This window comes from Pseudomonas sp. SDO55104_S430 (assembly GCF_054070595.1).
Genome location: NZ_JBSVXG010000071.1, coordinates 1 through 22,204 on the forward strand (window position 1 = coordinate 1; position 22,204 = coordinate 22,204).

Consider the following 22,204-nt stretch of genomic DNA (forward strand, 5'->3'; position numbering starts at 1 on the left):
CTGAGTGCGAGGTCTGCCTGAAGCACCGAGTTGCCTTATTTCACGACTGCTGCGCAGCCGAACGCAGGCTTCGCCAGCTGCTACATGGTCCTGCGGTGGATAGACGGATTAGTATTAGGGCGTGCCCTGTTCGATAAAACAAACATTTACAGCCGCCCCCTTTCCCCCCTAGTATCCAGACACCCACGGATGGCCGGTCTTCGGCCTCCGACGTTTTCGCTGCTGGATACATGAGCAATGCGCAACGCACAGTCAAAGCATCACGACTCGCTTCTGGCCACCTCGCTGTGGGCCGAGGACGGCATTGCCTCATGAACCGCATCGTCAACCTTCCCATGGCCCTGAGCCGTTCAAAACTGCGTCACTCCGCACGTCCGCCGGATAGCTCCCTGCTCGCCTGAGTCCGTTTGCCAACGGCTCGAGCTTCTACCTTTTCGCTATCGCTGCCAGCACGCACCCGACTTTTGTCCATCGTCGTGTCCTGGCCTGAATCCGTGCGCCCGCGGGGCGCCAACGTGAGTGACGTCTATGAAATTCGCTGCCCTTGAAGATGCAAAAAACTTTCTGACCAACAACCCGGATATCGAGATGTTCGAGCTGTTCATTCTCGATGCCAACGGTGTGCCGCGCGGCAAATTGCTGCACCGCGAAGAACTGCTGGCGGTGTATGAAAGCGGCCGTCCGCTGCCCAGCACCATCCTCGGTTTGACCGTGCAGGGCGACGACGTCGAGAACTCCGGGCTGGTCTGGGATGTGGGCGATATCGACTGCCGCGCCTACCCGCTCGAAGGCAGCCTGGTGCGCCTGCCGTGGCGGCAGATTCCGACGGCTGCGGTGCAGGTCAGCATGCATCCGGAGCAAGGCATGCCGGCGAGCATCGCCGATCCGCGTCACCTGCTGATCAAGGTCATCGATGGCCTGAAGGCAGAGGGTTACCACCCGGTGATGGCCTGCGAGCTGGAGTTCTATCTACTCGATGCCAAGCGCGATTCCAACGGTCGTCCGCAACCGGCGCTGGATGCCGACGGCGGCCGACCGCGACACACCCAGGTCTATGGTTTGCGCGAGCTGGAGCAGATCGAACCGTTCCTCGCCGACCTTTATGCGGCGTGCAAAATTCACGACATTCCCGCGCGCACGGCGATCTCCGAATATGCCCCCGGCCAGGTGGAAATCACCCTGGAACACGGCGATGCCCTGCAGGCGATGGATCAGGCGGTGCGTTACAAACGTCTGGTGAAAGCCGTAGCCCACAAGCACGGCATGCAGGCCACCTTCATGGCCAAACCCTTCGATCATCTGGCGGGCACCGGCATGCACATGCACGTCAGCATCGCCGACGCCGAGGGTCGCAACCTGTTTGCCTCGGAAGATCCGGCAGGCACCCCGCTGCTGCGCACGGCCATCGGCGGCATGCTCGCGTCGCTGCTCGACTCGCTGTTGCTGTTCTGCCCAAACGCCAACTCCTACCGGCGTTTCCAAGCCAACAGCTATGCGCCATTGGCGCCGACCTGGGGCGTCGACAACCGCACCGTCAGCCTGCGGGTGCCGGGTGGGCCGGCCAACAGTCGGCATATCGAACACCGAATTTGCGGCGCCGATGCCAACCCGTATCTGGCGGCCGCGGCGATCCTGGCGGGGATTCATCGGGGCATTCGTGAAGACCTGGATCCGGGTGAGCCGGTGCAAGGCAATGGGTATGCGCAGGCCAAGGAATTGCTGCCCACCGACTGGCTGACTTCGCTGACGGCGCTGGAGAATTCGGCGTGGGCGCGCGATGCGTTGGGGCAGGAGTTTCTGGGGGTGTATCTGGCGGTGAAGCGTGCGGAGTATCGGCAGTTCATGGCGGAGGTGGGTGAGCAGGATTGGCGGTGGTATCTGACTGAGGCCTAACCCCTCTCAGCCACCACAAAACCCTGTGGTAATTACCCCTGTGGGAGCGAGCCTGCTCGCGATAGCGGTGTGTCATTCAGCAGAAATTCCGGCTGATAGATCGCATCGCGAGCAGGCTCGCTCCCACAAGGTTCCTCCACAGATTCCGCTTTCGATTTCCTGTCTGGATACCGTCATGACTCAACGCACCAACTCCTACTACACCGCCACCCTCAACCAGGACACCGACTACCCCACCCTGCAAGGCCAGCACCGGGTCGACGTGGTGATCATCGGCGGCGGTTTCACCGGCGTTGCCACCGCTGTGGAACTTGCGGAAAAAGGCCTGAAGGTCGCCATCGTCGAAAGCCACAAGATCGGCTGGGGCGCCACTGGGCGCAACGGTGGCCAGGTCACCGGCAGCCTGTCGGGCGATGAAGCGATGCGCAAACAGATGCGCCGAACCCTCGGCGAAGAGGTCGACGATTTCATCTGGCATCTGCGCTGGCGCGGGCACCAGATCATCAAGCAGCGGGTGGAAAAATACGGCATCGCCTGCGACCTCAAGCACGGGCATCTGCACGCTGCCTACAAGCCGAGCCACATGGACGGTTTGCGCAAGGATTACGACGAGGCGGTGCATCGTGGCATGGGAGATGAGGTCAGCCTGCTCGACCGCAGTCAGGTGCGCGACCTGCTGCAAAGCGATCTCTATCACGGCGCGATCAAGAACATGCGCAACATGCACCTGCATCCCTTGAACCTGTGCATCGGCGAAGCGCGGGCGGCGGAAAGTCTCGGGGCGCTGATCTTTGAAAACAGTGAAGTGCTGGAGATCATCCACGGGCCGACGCCGGGGGTGCGCACCGCTCACGGTCGCATCGTTGCCAACCAAGTGCTGCTGGCCGGCGATGTCTATCACAAGCTCGAACCCGGACAGCTCAAGGGCAAGATATTCCCGGCCATGGGCGGCATCGTCACCACTGCGCAGCTGGGGGATCTGGCCAAAGAGATCAACCCGGAAGATCTGGCGGTGTATGACTGCCGTTTCGTGCTCGACTACTACCGCCTGACCGCCGACGGTCGCCTGTTGTTCGGTGGTGGCGCCAACTACAGCGGCAAGGATTCACGGGACATCGCCGCCGAACTGCGACCGTGCATCGAGCGCACTTTCCCGGCGCTCAAGGGCGTGGCGATCGACTACCAGTGGAGTTGCGCGATGGGCATCGTCATCAACCGCATCCCGCAGCTGGGCAAGCTGTCGGATAACGTCTGGTATTGCCAGGGCTACTCCGGACACGGCATCGCCACCACCCACATCATGGGCGAAATCATGGGCCGGGCAATCACCGGGCAGTTGCAGCAGTTCGACACCTTCGCCGCCTGCCAGCACATTCGTGTGCCGATGGGGGATTTGTTGGGTAATCCGATGCTGGCGGCGGGGATGTGGTACTACCAGATGCTCGAGCGCTTGCGCTGAAACCTGCTTTTGTAGGAGCGAGGCTTGCCCGCGAAGGCGTCATCCCGGTCGACATCGATGCAATATGTACCGGCCTCTTCGCGGGCAAGCCTCGCTCCTACAAAGACGCTATCGGGTTTCAACACTGGTAGAAATCCCGATACCACTCAACGAACCGCCCCACTCCCGCCTCGACACTCACCTGCGGTCTGAAGTCGATCCGCTCCTGCAGCGCCCGGGTGTCTGCCCAGGTCTTGAGCACATCACCCGCCTGCATCGGCAGATAATTGCGCTGCGCCTTCACCCCCAGCGCCTTCTCCAGACACTCGACAAAATCCATAAGCGCCACAGGCTCCCCTCGGCCTATGTTGAACAATCGGTTGCAACATTCCTCGGGCGGACGCGTGCGCAAGCGCGCAATGCTTTCAACGATGTCGTCGATGTAAGTGAAGTCCCGCGCCAGCTCGCCCTGGTTGTAGATGTCGATGGGCTGGCCCTTGAGCATCGCGTCGGTGAATTTGAACAGCGCCATGTCCGGCCGGCCCCAGGGTCCGTACACGGTGAAGAAGCGCAGGCCGCTGGCTTTGATGCCGTACAGATGGCAGTAGCTGTGGGCCAAGAGTTCGTTGGCGCGCTTGGTGGCGGCGTACAGGGAAACCGGTTGTTCGACGGGGTCTTCGACGCTGAACGGCAGTTTGCTGTTGGCGCCGTACACCGAACTGCTCGAGGCATAGATCAGATGCTCGGGCCGATGGTGCCGACAGGCTTCGAGCACATTGAGGAAACCCACCAGATTCGACTGCCCGTACACGTCGGGACTGTCCAGCGAATAGCGCACACCGGCCTGGGCTGCCAGATGTACCACTTCGCTGAAGCGCTGCCCGGCGAACAGCGCCATCAGCGCCGGTTTTTCGACGATGTCCATCTGCTCGAAGCGAAAACCCGGTATCGACGCCAGCTCTTCGAGTCGGGCGCGCTTGAGCGCCGGATCGTAGTACTCGTTGAGATTGTCGATGCCGACCACTTGATGGCCGTCCTCGCACAAACGTTTCGCCGTATGAAAACCGATGAAGCCGGCAGCGCCGGTGACCAGAACAGTCACGAGCCCGCCCCCGCCGCTTTAACGACAACGGTGATCCGGATAGGTTGCGCGGTGGTCTTCATAATTTGCTCCGTCGGTCAGCCAAATACCCTGGATGAGGGGTGTGGCGTTAACTTATAGACCCGTGTTTGCAACAGGGCCAGATCCATTTATCCTTTAAGTTAATGACATTGCATGTTAATTACATCGGGATGAATATACAGTGACGGCATATTGACGTCATCTGCCCACTAGTAATAAGGGCGCGACTTCAGATCGCTTGAAAAGTTTAATTTAATCGATGAAAAAAATTTCATCCTTCAAAACAAACGCTTGCTGAACAGCAAAAAAACTTCTGGATAAAAGGTATTCATTTTGACAGGCAATGTTTGACAGGTCTCTCTGTCTGGCACATAACTGTGACCGGCCTGGCAAAAACAGGCTCACATCGGAGCACTACTCGGCGTTCGCCGATCCAAGGGAAACACTAATGTAGCTATCGACTTTAAGGGTCCGGATACACGGACCGTGCGGTAGCTTTGACCTGGACAAATACGTCGATGAACACTCAAGTTCATTTGCCTGGAAACTGGGCGTATCACTCCTGCAAAACGATCGGCATGTACTTATCTGTCTTGCGACAATAAGCATCCCGATCAAGACCCGAGCGTAAAGTGCTTCATTATTGATACACACTTTCGCCTATAAAAATAATCACGCCGGGTTCTCTGCCTCCACCACTGCCTAGCAAGCCTGAATGCGTCTGTCCGCCCAGAACGGGTAACGGCGCTCAACTTTCGCTAAGTACGGAGTTTGCAAGCATGCTGATTAATAGCACGCTGACTAACAGCACCGATGGCTCTAGTTGGTACCTGCTCCAGTGCAAACCGCGTCAGGACGACCGGGCACAAATCAACCTGTTGCGACAGAACTACGATAGTTTCCGACCGCAACTCACCATCGACCGCCTGGTTCGCGGCAAACCGCAAAAGGTCTGCGAATCGCTGTTTCCAGGCTACTTGTTCATCCGCTTGAGCCAGGATGACAACTGGGCCCCCATACGCTCGACCCGCGGAGTCAGCCGATTCGTCGAGTTCAATCGGGGCCCTGCCGTAGTCGCCAATGATGTGATCGAGCATCTGCGAATGCGCTGCCTGGCAACCGAATCGTGCGATACCACCGAACTTCAACCCGGCCAGACACTGCAAATAACTCGGGGGCCCCTGTCGCCTCTGGAAGGTGTCTTTTTATCGATGATGGGAGACGAGCGAGTCATGTTGTTACTTCAGTTCCTGAATCGGCAACAGTGCATCACTGTTCCCCTCAGCGATCTGGAACCACAAAATAACAATAAAAATGCCAGCACGCTAAGCGTTTACCCATAGATCATCGAAGGCATCAAAACCCATTCTTATATCCATATAACCAGTCCCCCTTGGAGCGACGGTTATCGCGCCCTGGCACCCTTTTTTCGGGAGCAATGACATGGTCATAAAGCCCTTTAATCACTTCACGCTTATTATGGCCACGCTATACCCGGGATATGCCTGGTGCCTCGATCCTCAGAACATAGACATCTATGGCTTCAACTTCACGCCGATACTGTTCATCTCGGAAAGTTACGACGATAACTTCCGCGAGCTTGAGCACAATGTGCAGTCGTCCATGGTCACGCGCATCATGCCCACCTTCGAGCTCAAGGCCGAAGATCGCAATAGCGCCACCCGCCTGATCTGGCAACCGAGCCGCAACATCTACCATGACGAACCGGACGCCTCCTACACCGCCCAGCGCGTTCAACTGGCGAGCATCATGGAGTTCACCGACCGCCATCGGCTGAAACTCGAAGGGGAATGGCGCAAGTACGAGCGCACTACCGACACTGCGGTGGATGGCGTCAACGACAAGATCCAGAACAGTCAGGTCAACGGGCTCTACACCTACGGCGCGCGCAGTGCCGACAACCAGCTGGAGTTCGGCGCCAACTACGCACAGCTGCGCTACGACAATTCCGGGGGGATCAATGACGACAAGGAACGCAACACCACCGCACTGACCAGCACCTGGTACCACCGCATCGGCAGCAACACCCGCGGTCTGCTGGAGTACGACCACAAGATCTTCGACTACGTGCAATCGGGTAACCCGCGCAGCAGCAAGTCCGATGCACTGCTGGGCGGTGCCGAGTGGGACTTCACCGCCCGCACCAAGGGCAAGGTCCGGGTCGGTTACGAACGCAAGAACTTCGATGACAGTGAATCGAAGGACCTGAACAACCCGACCTGGCAAGTCGACCTGCAATGGAAACCCCGCACCTATTCGACTTTCACCTTCCTGGCCCGTCAGGCCATGGCCGAAGGTGACGATGGCTCGGATGCCGTCAAGGCCACCTTCACTCAGCTCGGCTGGCGCCATGGCTGGACCGAGCGCATCACCTCCGTCGCCGAAATCGGTGCAGGACGCAACGTCTACGAGGGTCAGGACCGCACCGACGATCTGCGCGAATACCACCTGGGCGTGATCTACGAGATGCGCCGCTGGATGGACATCGAAGTGGGTTATCGCTACCGCGATAACGACTCCGATGCCGACGACGAAAGCTACAAACGCAACGTGTTCCAGATCAGTTTCAACATCAGTCTCTGAGGAGATTTCCGATCATGAATATGCGCATACCCGGCCTCTTGCTCATGCTGTGCCTGCTCCCTGTTGCCCATGCGGGCGATCCTGGCACCCAGTACAAACTGGCGGCCGGTGACGTGTTGCGCATCACCGTGTTCGGCGAACCGGAGCTGAGTCTCAAACGAATCCGCCTCAACGACGCCGGCACCTTCTCCTACCCCTTCCTGGGGGAAATTTCCGCCAAGGGCCTGACGCCCAATCAGGTCGAAAAGATCATCGTCGACGGGCTCAAGCAGGGTTACCTGGTGGATCCCAAAGTCAGCCTGAGCCAGATCGAGTACCGCGCCTTCTACATCAATGGCGAAGTACAGAAACCCGGCAGTTATCCCTTCGTGCCGGGTCTGACCTTGGACAAGGCGATCGCCCTCGGTGGCGGCCTGACCGAACGCGCCTCGATCAAGCGAGTGACGATCGTGCGCGGCGACGGCGGCCAGACCCTGACTGACGACATCACACGCAGCACCGTGATTTCTCCCGGTGACACCATTTCCATTGCACAAGGCTTTTTCTAATCATGGACAACAGCCCCAGCACCTACTTCGAACGTCCGCTTCAGGCGCTTGCCCCCGCGCAGCACCACCACCTTGAAGAAAAGGACACCATTGATCTGCTCAAACTGTGGAGAGTGATCTGGCGTGCCAAATGGAACATCGGCTGGCTCGTGCTGCTATGCAGTGCGCTGGCAGTTGCGGTGGTGTCGAGCATCACCCCGCAGTACGTCGGCAGCACCACTCTGCTGATCAAGGACACCACCCCGCCGCCGCTGAATTTCCAGCAGACGGTCGACAAGGGCGGGCCAACGCCCGACTACCTGCAGACCCAGCTGGCGCTCCTGCAATCGCGGGACCTGGCGGAGCGCGCGGTGCGAACGCTCAAGTTGACCACCAACCCGCTGACGGATCCGCGACAGCAATCGCAATCCTGGTTCAAGCCGCGCCAGTGGCTGGCGGATCTCAACGCAGGCCAGTGGTTGCCGGGGCTGGGGTTCCTGACGCCGGTGCCGGCCAATCCCAGCGAAGCGGACGTATTCAATCTGGTCACCCAGGACTTCATGCGCCGCACCAGCGTCAAATTCGTCGGCAAGAGTCAGTTGATCGAAATCGAAGTGGAATTGCCTGACCCGCAACTGGCAGCAGCCGCCGCCAATGCCCTGGCCCAGGGCTTTCTCGACAGTCAGTTCGATACCAGCCAGAAATCCGCGCAGACCACCACGAGCTGGATGAACACGCGTCTGGTGGAGTTGCGCGACAACCTGCGCAAGGCCGAGGACAAGCTTCAGGCTTACCGTGAAGAACAGGGTCTGGTGGATGTCGACGGGGTCTCGACCATCAGTGCCAACGAACTGCAAATGACCGGCAACCGCATGATCGACGCCCGCCGCGACCGCGCCGAAGCCGAAAGCCAGTACCGTCAGGTCCAGGGCCTGAGCAATGGCGACCTGAGCCGGCTCTCCAGTGTGCCCGCCGTGCTGAGCAATCCACTGGTGCAACAGTTCCAGGCGGAACTGGCCAAGGCGCAAGCCAAGGTCGAGGAACTGTCGGGGCGTTATGGTCCCAAGCACCCTTCCCTGATTTCCGCCCGTTCGGAGTTGCGCACCGCCACCGAGAGCCTGCGCATCCAGGTCCGGCAAGTGATCGCCGGCATCGAGCATCAATACCAGCTGGCGGTGGCGAGCGAAGACGCCCTGCGTAAATCCTTCAACACCAACAAGTCGCAGATCCAGGACATTTCGCGCAAGGAATTTCAGCTGCGCGAATATCAACGGGAAGTCGACACCAGCCGCGCACTGTATGAAACCGTCATCACCCGGCTCAAGGAAACGGCGGCCACCTCGGACATGGACTCGACCAAGGCACGGATCGTCGACCCCGCCATCGCACCGACCGAAGCCAGCAAGCCGCGCAAAACCCTGATCGTGGCGATTGTCGCCCTGCTCGCCGCGGTGATTGGCGTGGCCCTGGCCTTCCTGTTCGACGCCCTGAACAACACGTTCAAGACCGACGACACCATCGAAAGCACCCTCAACATTCCGCTGCTCAGCGTGGTGCCGCTGGTGGCGAAGAAGAGCCGGCGGCAACTGGCGCGGCTGTTCGACGACAACGACAACCCGCGTTTCTCCGAAACCATCCGCAACCTGCGCACCTGGCTGATGCTGCAGGAAAGCGAAACGCCTTCGCAGGTGGTGCTGGTGACCTCCACTGTCCCCGAGGAAGGCAAGAGCACCATCGCCAACAACCTCGCCAGCTCGCTCACCTCGCTCGAACGGGTGCTGCTGATCGATGCCGACATGCGTCAGCCTACCCTCTCGCTGAACTTCGACTTCCCGCCGGAAAGTCCCGGCTTGGCCAACGTGATCGCCGGTACGGCGCGCCTGGAAGACTGCATTCGCTCCGTGGGCAATCTGGACATGCTGACCGCCGGGCATTTCGCCTCGCCTTCAGATGATCTGTTCAGCTCACCGCGCCTGAGATCGCCGCTGGCTCAGAGCGATCCGCTGCGCCAGCCGCCACCTCAGGACCTGCTCAGCTCGCCGCGCCTGGCGCGCATGCTCGAGGTACTCAAGACCCGCTACCGGCACATCATCATCGATTCGCCACCGGCGGAAATGGTCAGCGACGCGCTGCTGCTGGCCCAGCATTCGGACGCGGTGATCTACGTGGTCAAGGCCGACAGCACGCCGGTGAGCCAGGTACAAAAGCACCTGGCGATGCTTCAGCAAAGCCACGCACCGGTGTTCGGCGTGGTGCTCAACCAGGTCGACCTGCGCAAGGCGCGCAAGTACGGCTACAGCTCGCAGACGTTTAACGATTACGACTTTGCTGCGCGCTGAATCGGGGTCACCCAAGTCAGTTAAGGCAATGGGGACATTGTGGTGAGGGGATTTATCCCCGTTGGGCTGCGAAGCGGCCCCAAAACCTGCCACTGCGGTGTTTCAGAAAAACCGCATAGACAGGATTTACGACTGCTGCGCAGCCGAACGGGGATAAATCCCCTCACCACAGGTAAGTGCCCAACCGCAACACCCGCATGACCTCACTCAACCCGATCCCCGCCGCCAGCGTCGCTGCCGGCGCACGCCCCACTGTTCAGAGATTGAGCCATGACTCCACAAATCACCCATCAAATGGCGAACCGCCGAGGGCTCACCTTCTGGGGGCAGTGGCTGTGCGCGATGGTGCTGGTCAACCTGCTGCTGATGCTGCTGGTGTATTGGCGGGTCGGCAGCCTGACCAGCGAATACCGCGTGCTGATGACCCTGACCGTGCTGGGGTCGATGCCGATCTACAGCGCGATGCAGGTCTATCACAAACGCCATGGCCTGCTGAACGGCCTGGGACGCTTGCTCGCCGGCTGGCTGATTCTGCTGGCGGTGCTGATGGCCATCGCCTTCATCACCCAGACCAGCGTGCGGTTCTCGCGGCAGGTGATCATTGTCTGGGCGATCATGGGGTTCGTGGTGCAGGCCTTGAGTTTCGTGCCGCTGCACTGCTTGGCGCGATTGCATGCACGAAAGCTGTGCGACCAGCGTCGGTCGATCATCATCGGTACCTGCCCCACCGCCGACGAGTTGGCCAGAAAACTGACCAAGCCGGAACATGCGCGGGTACTGGGTTTTATCGCCACTGAAGACCTGCAAGGCCCGGCGCCCAGCGTCCTGCCGCTGCTCGGCCGGGTCGCCGAGATCCGCGAGATCATTTCCAACATGGACGTGCGCCGGGTCTACATCGTCCTGCCGATGGCCCAGGCCGACCTCATCGAAGCCCTCTACATCGACCTGCTGGACATGAACGTCGACGTGGTGTGGATCCCGGACCTGGGCAGCATGGTGCTGCTCAACCAGTCGATCTCCGAAATCGAGCGCATGCCGGCGATCTACCTCAACGAAAGCCTGATCAGCTCGCACCCCGGCAGCCTGCTCTGCAAGGACCTGCTCGAACGCAGCCTGGCTGCCATGGCGCTGCTGATTCTGAGCCCACTGCTGATCGGCGTGGCGATTGCGGTCAAGGTCACCTCCAAAGGCCCGGTGTTGTTCAAGCAGAACCGCCACGGCCACGACGGCGAAATCATCCAGGTGTGGAAATTCCGTTCGATGCGCGTGCACGACGATCGAGAGGTGCGCCAGGCCACCCGCGACGATGACCGGGTGACTCCGCTGGGGCGCTTCCTGCGCCGCTCCTCCATCGACGAACTGCCGCAACTGTTCAACGTGCTGTTCGGCCAGATGGCCCTGGTCGGCCCGCGCCCCCATGCCGTCACCCACAACCTCTATTACACCGGCAAGGTCCGCGCCTACATGGCCCGGCACCGGCTCAAGCCCGGCATCACCGGCCTTGCACAGATCACCGGGCATCGGGGCGAAACCGAGACCGTGGAAAAAATGCAGATGCGCGTCGCCCAGGACCTCAACTACATCAACCAATGGTCGCTGTGGCTGGACATCAAGATCATGGTCAAGACGCCCTTCACCCTGTTTTCCAAAGACATCTACTGACGTAGATCAAGACCACTTTGCCCGGGGGTTTTCCAATGAATGTAAGCGTATTCGGTATTGGCTATGTCGGCTTGGTCCAGGGGGCGGCGCTGGCGGAAGCCGGCCACAACGTGCTGTGCGTGGATGTCGACGCCGGCAAGGTGCAGGCCCTCAAGGACGGCACACTGCCGCTGTATGAGCCGGGCCTGAGAAGCCTGGTACGGGAGAACTACCAGAGCGGACGTCTGCAATTCGACACCGACCTTGAAGCGGCCGTACACCATGCCCAGTTGCAGTTGATCGCGGTCGGCACGCCGCCGGACGAGGACGGCTCGGCCGACCTGCAATACGTGCTGAGCGTGGCGGACACCATCGCCCGGCACATGCGGGGCCACCAGATCATCGTCGACAAATCCACCGTGCCGGTCGGTACCGCCGACCGGGTGCGCGCGCACGTCAGCCAGGTGCTGGCCGATACCGGGCGCACGGATCTGACCTTCGATGTGGTCTCCAATCCGGAATTTCTCAAGGAAGGCTGCGCGGTCGACGACTGCCTGCGCCCGGACCGCATCATCATCGGCACCGACAGCCCCGAGGCCGAGGCCGTGATGCGCGAGCTGTACGAGCCGTTCAATCGTAACCGGGAAAAAATTGTGGTCATGGATGCGCGCAGCGCCGAACTGACCAAGTACGCCGCCAACTGCATGCTGGCGACCAAGATCAGTTTCATGAACGAGATGGCCAACCTTGCGGAAAAACTCGGTGCCGACATCGAGATGGTACGCCACGGCATCGGCTCCGATCCGCGCATCGGCTACCAGTTCATCTACCCGGGGCTGGGCTATGGCGGCTCGTGCTTTCCCAAGGATGTGCAGGCGCTGATCCGCATCGCCAACGGCGTCGACTATGACGCCCGGGTACTCAAGGCGGTCGAGGCACGCAACAACGAACAGAAAACCACGCTGTTCAGCAAGATCTTCGACCACTTCAACGGCGCACTGCGGGGCAAGACCTTCGCCCTTTGGGGCCTGAGCTTCAAGCCCAATACCGACGACATGCGCGAAGCCCCCAGCCGGGTGCTGATGGAAGCCCTGTGGAAGGCCGGCGCGAGCGTTCAGGCGTTTGATCCCAAGGCCATGGAAGAAGCCCAGCGCATCTACGGTTCGCGCGATGACCTGTTGCTGACCGGCACCAAGGAAGCGGCGCTGAAAAACGCCGACGCGCTGATCATCGCCACCGAATGGCAGTCGTTCCGCGCGCCGGATTTCGACCTGCTGGGCGAACGCCTGGCGCAGCCGGTGATTTTCGACGGGCGCAACCTGTATGACCCCCAGCGCCTGAAACATCGTGGCTTCACCTACTACTCCGTGGGCCGACAGACACTTTGATGAAGGAATCCGGCAATGATCAGGCTCAAACTCGTCGAGCAGTTCACCCCCGATCTGCTTAAAAGCAACAAGGCTTTTTCCTTCATCAACTTCGCGTCCATCGGCAGTCTGCTGGATCGCGCTGACGACAGCCGTATCAACTATTTCTGCGATGGCATGCTGCTCTCGACCTTCATGTCGCGCATGACTGGCCACAGCGTGGAACGGGTCAGTTTCGACTTCACCTCCATCGCCGATCCCGTGCTGCGCAGCGCCGAACAGAAAGGCCTGCGGGTGTTCTTCGTCGGCGCGCGGCAGGTGGAACTGGACCTGTTCCTGCACAAGATCCGAGGCCGCTATCCGCACCTGAGAATCGCCGGCAGTCACAACGGTTACTTCGATGCGACCCAGGCGCTGGAGATTCAGGCCGACATTCGCGACAACGCCACGGACATCCTGATCACAGGGCTCGGCGCCGGCTTGCAGGAACAGTTCGTCGAGCAGGCCCTGAGCCTGGGCTACACCGGCGTCGCCTTCACCTGCGGCGGCTTCATCCGCCAGGAAGCCACCGCCACCCTCAACTACTACCCCGAGATCATCAACCGCCTGCACCTGCGCGCGTTCTATCGCATGTACCGCGAGCCGCACACGATCCGGCGCTACCTGTTCAACTACCCGAGCAACTTTTTCCGGCTGTGGGCGCTGATCGCCCGGCGCAGAGTGGCCGTCGACCTGCTGCGCCCCGAAGGCCGGGAAGCGACCATGAAAATCCTGTTCATCCTCAAGGACTTCACCCCCGGCGGTGGCGTCGAAGGCGTGCAGCAGCGGCTGGCCGGGCAATTTCTGCGTGAAGGTCGGCAGGTCGGCTTCTTTGTCATAAACGGTGATACGCCGGAGCAGGAAGGCGCGACGTTTTTCCGTGGCGCGGGTGAAGGCCTCACAGGGCTGTTCAAGTCCATCCTCATGCTGCGCCGGACCATTCGCAGCGAAGGCGTGACCCACCTGATCGCCGCCAAGGAGCAGGCCAATATCTGCACCTGGTTTGCGACGCTGAACACTTCCTGCCGGGTGATCTACGCGCGTCACGCCGCCCTCGATTGCGCGGAACAGAAAACCGGGCCCACCAGCCTGCGTCTGCTCTATGCCTTGTACCTGTGCGGCAGCGGCAAGGTGGTCGCTGTCTCCAATGGTCTGCGCCAAGGTCTGGCGGAGCTGATGCCCTGGGGTCGTCAGCGCATCAGCTACTGCCCCAACGCCGTGGTCACCGAATCCATGCTCAGTGCCGCGCAGGCCCCCTTGCCCGAAGGCATACCCGCCAGCTACTGGCTGGGCGTGGGCCGGTTGGTGCAGCCCAAGGGCTTTCATCTGCTGCTCGATGCCTACGCGATGGCGTTGACCGGCACGCAGCCGTTGCCGGATCTGGTGATTGCCGGGGACGGCCCGGAGCGTCAGGCGCTGATCGAACAGGCGCACCGCCTGGGCATTGCCGAACGCGTGTACTTCACCGGTTTCCTGAGCAATCCCTACCCGCTGATCCGCCATGCACGGCTGCTGATCCTCAGCTCCTTCCACGAAGGCTTGCCCACGGTATTGATCGAAGCCCTGGCCCTGGGAACGCCGACCCTGGCCTGCGATTGCGGCCCCGGCCCTCGGGAGTTGCTCGACCATGGCCGGCTCGGGCGCCTGGTGAAGGTCAATGACGTGCCCGCACTCGCCGAAGGCCTGCTGCAAAGCCTGAGCGCCGACCCTGCCGCCCTGCCCACCGGCCGCGTCGCCGAGGAAGCGGTCAAACAGTACGGCAGTCGTCAGGCCGCCGCAGCCTACTACCAGGTATGGAACCAATGAAGAAGCTGCTGATCATCCTGCACGACCTCAGCGCCGGCGGTGCCGAGAAGATGATGGCGCGTCTGGCCGGTGCCCTGGTCGATGCCGGCAACGACGTGACGCTGTTGATGCTCACCGGTGGCGGCGTGAATGCCCGGGGCCTGGACCCGCGCGTCAAGCAGGTCGAGTTGAACAGCGGCCGCAGTGCCAATGCCGTACCTGCCCTGGCGCGCTTTCTTCGACAAAACCGCTTCGATGCGCAACTGGCAGCCCTCACCCACGTCAACGTGATCGCGATTGCCGCCGCCGCGCTGTCCGGCACTTTGTCGCGGCTGCACGTCAGCGAGCGCAACGCCTTCTCCCACGACAAGCACGTCAACCCGTCGCTGCGGGTGCGCCTGGCCTACGAGGTGGCGCCGCTGCTGTACCGGCTGATCCCCAACCCGGTGATCTGCGTGTCGCGAGGGGTGGCCGAGGATCTGGTGGACACCACCATCGCCCGCGATCGGGACGTCACCGTTGCCGACAACCCGGTGCTGGACGATGACTTTCACCACCGCCCGCCCGCCGCTGCGGAGCATCCCTGGTTGCTGGACAAGACCACGCCGGTGGTGGTTGCCGTCGGGCGTCTGGCTGGGCAGAAAGGCTTTGACACCCTGATCGAGGCCTTTGCCCGGCTGCCAAACCGTTCGACACGCCTGATCATCTTCGGTGAAGGCTCGCTCAGGGCGCAGTTGCTCGAACAGGCCCGGGCACTGGCCGTCGAAAACCGGATCGACCTGCCGGGCTACACCGCCGACCCCATGGCCCAGGTCGCGGCGGCGGACTGCTTCGTGCTGTCGTCGCGCTTCGAAGGCAGCCCCAACGCGCTGGTCGAAGCCCTGGCCACGGGCACGCCGGTGGTTGCGACCCGTTGCCCCCACGGCCCGCAGGACATTCTTCAGGATGGCCTCGTCGCGCCGCTGGTGCCGGTAGATGACCCGGCGGCGCTGGCCCTGGCCATCAGTGATCAACTTGGTGCGCCAGTCGACACCCGGCGCCAGATCCGCATCGACGCCGCCGCCCGCTTCATGAATGGCCGGGCGGTGCAGACCTACCTCAGCGCCTTGCTCGGGAGTCCGTCGCCATGAACTCGTTGCCCGTGCGCTACACCACCTTGCGCGATCTGTTCGCGCTGTTCGGCGTGCTGTTTTACATGCAGGTGATCGCCTTCTTCACCAGCCTGGGCAGTGCGTCGAGCCTGGACGATGCCCAGCGCGACTTGGAAGGTAACCTGGTCAATCAGGTCTGCGGTCTGATCACCCTGCTGGTGCCGCTGTTTTTCTTCATCCGCCACAAGGTGTTCCTCAGCAAATGCTTTTACCGGCAGAACGCGTTTTTCCTGCTGTTCTTGTTGTGCATCGCCGCATCGATCAGTTGGTCCCACGACCCGATGCTCAGCCTCAAGCGCTTTGTCGCGTTGATGAGCGTGGTGTTTTTCGGCGGCTACATCGCCTACAACTACAGCATCGAAAAGATCAGTTTCGTGCTCGGCTGCACCATCGGCGCGGCGGCGTTCATCGGGCTGATTTGCGCGCTGATCCTGCCGGACATCGCCTTCATTTCCGGCGGCATTCGCGACGGTGCGTTCAAGGGGATCTTTCCGGAGAAAAACGCCGGGGCGCGGATCAACGCCATCGCCATCGTGTTGCTGCTGCCAATGATCCGCCGGCGCAATCCGTGGGCGATGTTCAGCGCCCTTTGTTCGCTGGTGGCCATCGGGCTCGCGCAGTCCGCCACGGGCCTTGCGCTGATTTGCGCGGGTGCTGCGAGCTACTGGTATTTCCTGACCATGATCCGTCTGCGCATCAACCGTTCGCTGCTGGCGTTTTTTGCTGCGACGGTGCTGTACGGGCTGATCTGCGCGTTTCTCTACGGCAACTACACGATGCTGCTGGAGATGCTCGGGCGTGACCCGACGCTTACCGACCGCATGCAGATCTGGGAGCTGCTGGCGCCCTTCATCGATGCCCAGGCGCTCAGGGGCTATGGCTTCGGTGCCTTCTGGTCAAGCCCCGATGCCGATGCGTTCATCTCGCGCTGGGGCTACATCGGCAATGCCCACAGCGGCTACATGGAAACCCTGCTCAACGGCGGCATGCTGCAGTTGATCGCGCTGGGGCTGATGCTGGCCGAAGCGCTGGTCAAGCAGTACCGCGCGGTGACCGCAGACCAGTCGGCGCAGTACCGGGCCAGCGCGCTGGTGATCATCGGCTTGTTCATCGTCACCAACTACGTGGCCTACGTGATTCCGAACTACCGCTCCGCCGAATTCCTGGTGTTTTGCATCCTGGCCCTGTCCTTCCGCCATCACCACGCGCGTGTCGGCGTTGCCAGTCGGCGGGTTGAGGCCCGTGCAGCGCAACAGAACGTGTTCAACGGCGCGACCGCCCGGGTCGTGCCCAAGGAGAAAAGCCCATGTTGAGTAGCAAGCCTGCGGCTCCCGCTTCGGTGTGCGTGGTCATTCCGATGTACAACGCCGCCCGCACCATCGAAAAGACCCTGGCGTCCCTGACCCAACAGACTCGCCAGCCCGATCGGGTGATCGTGGTCGATGACGGCTCAAGCGACGACTGCGCGCAACGGGTCCGGGACTTTGCCGCGCCTTTCCCGCTGACCCTGTTGCAGCAGGCCAATCAGGGCCCCGGCTGCGCGCGCAACAAGGGCGTGTTTGCCGCCCGGGAAACCTTCATCGCCTTCCTCGATGCCGATGACGAGTGGCATCCGCAGAAGCTTGAAAAGCAGTTGGCGCTCTACGATCGACTGACCGCCGAGGGGCGTTCCGTGGGGCTGATCGACTGCTATCAAAAGAGCGTGTTCAGCGACGGCCACGAGCAGCTGGAAGAACGTCGCAAAAGCGGCAATCACTTCGCCGACTTCATGCGCGAAAACGTGATCAACGGCACCTCCGGCGTGCTGGTGTTGCGCGAAGCGGTCTGCGCCCTGGACGGTTTCGATCAGTCCCTGCGATTTGCCGAGGACCGCCTGCTGTGGACGCGGATCGCCGAGAGCTGGGAGATCCACACCGTGCCGCAGATCCTGCATCGGCGTAACGTCGACAGCGGCAACATCACCGCGCAACCGCAGAAGTACTACCCGTACAAAGTCCGTTTCATCGAGCTGTACCTGGCGCGCTATGGCGAACGCTTGACCCGGCAACAGCGCATTTATTTCGTGCTGGCCAACCACGCCGAATTCCTCAACGCGTTTTCCCGCAGCGGCGATCACGCCCAGGTGATCAAGGTGTTCGGGCAGATGCTCGGCCACTCCTGGCAGACGCTGATTTTATTCAACGGCAAGCCGACCCTGCGCTACCTCTATGCGCGCTTCAGAACGCTGCTCAAGCATTCCTGAAGCGGCGGCTCCTGAAACCGTGCTCCTGAACGTTCCGCCGGGCTCAACCCTATGGCCAATCAACGTCTCGTCACCCTGACCTGGATCTTCACCGAGAAATTCGGCCTGATCTTCCTGTCGATGATCACCTTCGTCATCTATGCCCGGCTGCTGTCGCCGGAAGAACTGGGCGTGGGCACGGTGATCATCGCCATCGTCGAGGTGATCGGCATCCTCTTCTCCTCGGTGCTGGAAGACCCGCTGGTGCGCCTCGAACGCCTCGATGAGCGGCGCATCGCCACGGCGTTCTGGGCGGCGGTGCTGGCCAGCCTTGCGTCGATCGCGATCATCAGCGGCGTGGCAGTGCTCTGGCTCGATTCTGCCAATCTGCAATGGATGACTGCCGTCGCCTCGGTGAAGATTCTGTTCACCATGATGGCGCGGGTATACGTCGCAGAGATGCGCCGCAGCAGCAACTTCAAAATGCTCGCTTCACGCACACTGCTGGGCAAGATTTTTGGCGGTGTTGCCGGCATCGCCGTCGCCTTCTGGGGATTTGGCGCCTGGGCGGTCATTGCCCAGGCGCTGGTCATGGAGTTCGTGTCGATCGTGGTGTTGATGAACGGCGACCGGCGCCGGATGCCGATGGTCATCGACGGTCCGTTTCTGCGGGATCTGCTCAAGACCGGCCTGCCGGTGGCGGTCAACACCCTGAGTTCACAGACCCTGCAGCGCGGGGTCAACGTGGTGCTGGGCATCACCGCCGGCACCCACGCCGTCGGCATGTTTAACCTGGCGATGCGCATCATCGACCTGCCGCGCACAGCGTTCTACAACGGCCTGATGAGCTACGCCCTGCCGGCGTTCGCCAGGCGCCGCGCGGAACCTGCGCGACTGATCGGCTTCATCTGCGACTCGACGGCGGTCAGCGGCTTTCTGCTTACACCCATCTTCATTGGCATCGCCGTCACCGCCAGCGACATCATCCTGCTGATCTTCGGCACCAAGTGGGCGGATGCGATCCCCCTGCTGCAGGTGCTGGCCTGCACCGCCGCCATCGGCAACACCGCAATGTACGCCACCACCGCGCTGGTGGCGGTCAACCGCACGCACCTGACCCTCAAGGCGGAAGTGGGCACGACGTTGCTGGCGCTGGCGCTGGTCTATTTTCTGGGCCCGCTGTACGGCGCCATGGCCGGCGCCCTCGCCTTGCTGCTGCGGATGGTGATCGTCACGCCGCTGCAGATTCGCGGGCTGAAAACCGCCATCGGTTATGACTGGCACGCGTTTTTTGCCTCCAGCTACCGCAGTGTCACGGCCGCGCTGGTGATGACCGTGCTGGTGCTGTGGCTGATGCCGCGCTTGCAGGTGCACGGTTTTGTTCATCTGGCCTGCAGCATCGGCGTCGGCGCGCTGACCTACGCGCTCGCTTACAGCCTGCTGCACCCGCGCTGGCCCCAGGAATTCAAGTCGGTCTTCACCACCCGCTGAACCCATTTCCCCGCAATCTCTCTGTGACAGGACGCCCATCATGCGCAAAACCACGCTGATCACTGGCGGGGCCGGTTACATCGGCTCCCACACCGTACTGACCCTGATGGACGCCGGCCACTCGGTGGTGGTGCTCGACAACCTGTGCAACAGCTGTCGGGAATCGATCCACCGGCTTGAGCAACTGACCCATAGCCATGTCGATTTCATCGAGGGCGACGTGCGTGACAGCCTGCTGCTCGACGAGATTTTCGACACCTACGACATCGATGCGGTGATGCATTTCTCCAGCCTCAAATCCGTGGCCGAAAGCGTGCGCAAACCGCTGGAGTATTACGCCAACAACGTCGCCGGCACCCTAAACCTGTGCCAGGCCATGGCCCGGGCGCGGGTGTTCAAGCTGGTGTTCAGCTCGTCGGCCACCGTCTACGGCGACCCTGCACAAATCCCGATTGCCGAGGACCTGGGCACCGGCAATCCGGTCAATCCCTACGGGCGCAGCAAGCTGATGATCGAAGAGCTGCTGCAGGACCTGGCGCTGTCAGAACCGCGCTGGAGCATCGCGCTGCTGCGTTATTTCAACCCTATCGGCGCCCACGAAAGCGGGCTGATCGGCGAAGACCCTCACGGTCGGCCGAACAATCTTTTACCCTGCCTGACCCAGGTCGCCATCGGGCGGATTCCCGAACTGACCGTGTTCGGCAACGACTACCCCACGGTCGATGGCACCTGCGTGCGCGATTACATCCACGTGGTTGATCTGGCCGAAGGGCACCTGAAAGCCTTGCAGATGCTGCATTACAGCCCGGGCGTGAACATCTGGAACCTGGGCACCGGCACCGGCTACAGCGTGTTGCAGATCATCCACAGTTTCGAAGACGTGACCGGGATCAAGATCCCCTACCACTTCGCCCCGCGCCGTGCCGGGGACATCGCCCAGTGCTGGGCCGACCCCAGCAAGGCCGAACGCGATCTGGGCTGGCACGCGCAGCGCAATCTGGAACAGATGATCGCCGACACCTGGCGTTGGCAGTCGGCCAATCCCTTCGGTTATCACTCCCGCCCACCCATGCCGATAGCCATGGCTATGAAATGAATGGAGCCTGCCCATGATCAGGGAATGTCTACTGGGTCTGTTGTTGATCAGCACCGTGTTCGAAGCATCCGCCGCACCCTCGCAGCCACCCACCGAGGGCTTGGTGATGTGGCTCGACGCCGCCGATGCTTCGAACGTCAGCCGTAATGAACAGGGGCGTGTGACGCGCTGGCAGGACAAGTCCGGTCGCGGCAATGACGTCAACGCGGACAATGTCGCGGCCAGCGCGTTGCCCGCGTACGTCAGCAATGCCCTCAACGGCCACGGCGTGGTGCGCTTGAGTGGCACGGCAGCGTTCAGTGCCAATGCGCTACGAACCACGAGAGGGCCGGTCACGGTCTTTGTGGTTTCCCGGCGATTGCCCGAGCAGGCCGGCGGCAAGGCCTGGCAACGCCTGATCAGCTCGCGCCCGCAGTTGGCCGACAACGATAACGTGGCGCCGAATTTCGGCCTCAGCGTGCAACAGACCACCGCCTATGAACCCGCCCTGGCTTTCCTGGAATCCGGCGACGTGCCTATCGGCCCGCTCGCGGTCGGGCGCAATGTGGTGGGGACCTCGGAAATTCTGCGTGGCGACATCGCCGAAGTGCTGGTGTACGACCGACCGCTGGCCACTCAGGCCGAGCGTCAGGCTGTGTTCGAGTATCTGACGCAAAAGTGGAAGGTTGCCGCCCCGCAGCAAACCAATGCCTGGACCCGCATCGGCCCCCTCGGCCCGCTGCCGCAGCGGACCAACCCCAACCTGCCGCTGTCCGATCAGGCCAATGTTGGCCAGTGGCGGCCGGACCCGCGCTTCACCGACGACTTCAACGGCAACACCCTCGACCCCGAGCGCTGGCACGTCAACAACGCCACCGGCACCGATTCGCTGGGGCGCAAACCGGCGCTGTTCCTTCCCGAGAACGCCACGGTCAGTGATGGGTATCTGAACATCGTCTTCCGCAAGCAGACGTTGCCCGAGAAGTATGTGCGTCTTGGCTACAAGGACTACAGCAGCGCCATGGTGCGGACCATTGAACGTGGCGACTACGGCTACTACGAGGCGAGAGCCAAGCCGATGAACTCGGCAGGCTCAAGTGCGTTCTGGCTGGCCTGGACCGGGCTTGCGGACAACGCCACGGAGATCGACATCTTCGAAATCGGCGGCAAGACCAAAGACGCCAAATTCGACCGCATGTACAACATGAACGCCCACGTCTGGGCCACCCCGACCAGCACCGCTCACCTGGCCGAAGGCAGCACCTGGATCAGCCCGTGGCGCTTTGCCGAGGATTTTCATGTGTATGGGCTGGACTGGCAGCGCGATACCTTGCGCTGGTATGTCGATGGCGTGCTGGTGAGGGAGGCGAAGAACAGCCACTTCTTCTTTCCGATGCAGATCGTTTTTGACAGCGAGGCGATGTGGGACTGGTTTGGGGTGGTCGATGATGCGGATCTGCCGTCGACCTTTAGTGTGGATTACATCAAGGTTTGGCGGCGGGGCAACTAG

16 protein-coding genes are annotated in these 22,204 nt (G+C 61.5%); 15 read left to right on the forward strand and 1 reads right to left on the reverse strand.

Annotation, left to right across the window (positions count from 1 at the left end; all coding sequences use genetic code 11):
- The first annotated feature begins 588 nt into the window (after nt 1–588).
- Together ACW9JE_RS14705 and ACW9JE_RS14710 are read left to right on the forward strand one after the other, a co-directional pair.
- Nucleotides 589–1,893, forward strand: a complete 1,305-nt coding sequence (locus tag ACW9JE_RS14705) for a glutamine synthetase family protein (protein ID WP_411961592.1) — start codon at nt 589–591, stop codon at nt 1,891–1,893.
- A gap of 175 nt (nt 1,894–2,068) precedes the next feature.
- On the forward strand, nt 2,069–3,352 hold the full coding sequence (locus tag ACW9JE_RS14710) for an NAD(P)/FAD-dependent oxidoreductase (protein WP_457433143.1): 1,284 nt from the start codon (nt 2,069–2,071) through the stop codon (nt 3,350–3,352).
- Between the two features lie 118 nt (nt 3,353–3,470).
- Here the strand turns inward: ACW9JE_RS14710 and ACW9JE_RS14715 are convergent, their stop codons facing one another.
- Nucleotides 3,471–4,433 carry an NAD-dependent epimerase gene (locus ACW9JE_RS14715; RefSeq protein WP_457433144.1) on the reverse strand — a complete coding sequence of 321 codons (963 nt, stop codon included), beginning with the start codon at nt 4,431–4,433 and terminating at the stop codon, nt 3,471–3,473.
- A gap of 800 nt (nt 4,434–5,233) precedes the next feature.
- On the opposite strand from ACW9JE_RS14715, the gene rfaH reads away from it, so the two are divergent.
- The 13 genes from rfaH (at nt 5,234) to ACW9JE_RS14780 (ending at nt 22,204) form a co-directional block, all read left to right on the forward strand.
- Nucleotides 5,234–5,797: a transcription/translation regulatory transformer protein RfaH gene (gene rfaH, locus ACW9JE_RS14720; protein ID WP_457433145.1), complete on the forward strand. Its 564-nt coding sequence runs from the start codon at nt 5,234–5,236 to the stop codon at nt 5,795–5,797.
- A gap of 136 nt (nt 5,798–5,933) precedes the next feature.
- The gene (locus ACW9JE_RS14725) at nt 5,934–7,058 is read left to right on the forward strand and encodes an outer membrane beta-barrel protein (RefSeq protein WP_457433146.1); all 1,125 of its coding nucleotides are present in this window, start codon (nt 5,934–5,936) and stop codon (nt 7,056–7,058) included.
- A gap of 14 nt (nt 7,059–7,072) precedes the next feature.
- Nucleotides 7,073–7,606 (forward strand): polysaccharide biosynthesis/export family protein, encoded by a 534-nt coding sequence (locus tag ACW9JE_RS14730; RefSeq protein ID WP_457433147.1) that lies wholly within the window; start codon nt 7,073–7,075, stop codon nt 7,604–7,606.
- Between the two features lie 2 nt (nt 7,607–7,608).
- Entirely contained in the window at nt 7,609–9,924 is a 2,316-nt protein-coding gene (locus ACW9JE_RS14735; RefSeq protein ID WP_457433149.1) for a GumC family protein, read from the forward strand.
- A gap of 270 nt (nt 9,925–10,194) precedes the next feature.
- Nucleotides 10,195–11,586: an undecaprenyl-phosphate glucose phosphotransferase gene (locus ACW9JE_RS14740; RefSeq protein ID WP_457433150.1), complete on the forward strand. Its 1,392-nt coding sequence runs from the start codon at nt 10,195–10,197 to the stop codon at nt 11,584–11,586.
- Between the two features lie 35 nt (nt 11,587–11,621).
- Nucleotides 11,622–12,953, forward strand: coding sequence for a UDP-glucose dehydrogenase family protein (locus ACW9JE_RS14745; RefSeq protein ID WP_457433151.1), 1,332 nt, complete (start codon nt 11,622–11,624; stop codon nt 12,951–12,953).
- Between the two features lie 15 nt (nt 12,954–12,968).
- On the forward strand, nt 12,969–14,777 hold the full coding sequence (locus tag ACW9JE_RS14750; RefSeq protein ID WP_457433152.1) for a WecB/TagA/CpsF family glycosyltransferase: 1,809 nt from the start codon (nt 12,969–12,971) through the stop codon (nt 14,775–14,777).
- Nucleotides 14,774–15,886: a glycosyltransferase gene (locus ACW9JE_RS14755; RefSeq protein ID WP_224534710.1), complete on the forward strand. Its 1,113-nt coding sequence runs from the start codon at nt 14,774–14,776 to the stop codon at nt 15,884–15,886. The genes ACW9JE_RS14750 and ACW9JE_RS14755 overlap by 4 nt, the downstream gene beginning before the upstream one ends.
- Nucleotides 15,883–17,220 (forward strand): O-antigen ligase family protein, encoded by a 1,338-nt coding sequence (locus ACW9JE_RS14760; protein ID WP_224534712.1) that lies wholly within the window; start codon nt 15,883–15,885, stop codon nt 17,218–17,220. The genes ACW9JE_RS14755 and ACW9JE_RS14760 overlap by 4 nt, the downstream gene beginning before the upstream one ends.
- A complete protein-coding gene (locus tag ACW9JE_RS14765) occupies nt 17,214–18,149 on the forward strand; it encodes a glycosyltransferase family 2 protein (RefSeq protein ID WP_224534714.1) in 936 nt (311 codons plus the stop codon). The genes ACW9JE_RS14760 and ACW9JE_RS14765 overlap by 7 nt, the downstream gene beginning before the upstream one ends.
- Before the next feature lie 51 nt (nt 18,150–18,200).
- A complete protein-coding gene (locus ACW9JE_RS14770; RefSeq protein WP_457433153.1) occupies nt 18,201–19,619 on the forward strand; it encodes an oligosaccharide flippase family protein in 1,419 nt (472 codons plus the stop codon).
- A gap of 40 nt (nt 19,620–19,659) precedes the next feature.
- Nucleotides 19,660–20,715 carry a UDP-glucose 4-epimerase GalE gene (gene galE, locus ACW9JE_RS14775; protein WP_224534718.1) on the forward strand — a complete coding sequence of 352 codons (1,056 nt, stop codon included), beginning with the start codon at nt 19,660–19,662 and terminating at the stop codon, nt 20,713–20,715.
- Between the two features lie 13 nt (nt 20,716–20,728).
- A complete protein-coding gene (locus tag ACW9JE_RS14780; protein WP_224534719.1) occupies nt 20,729–22,204 on the forward strand; it encodes a family 16 glycosylhydrolase in 1,476 nt (491 codons plus the stop codon).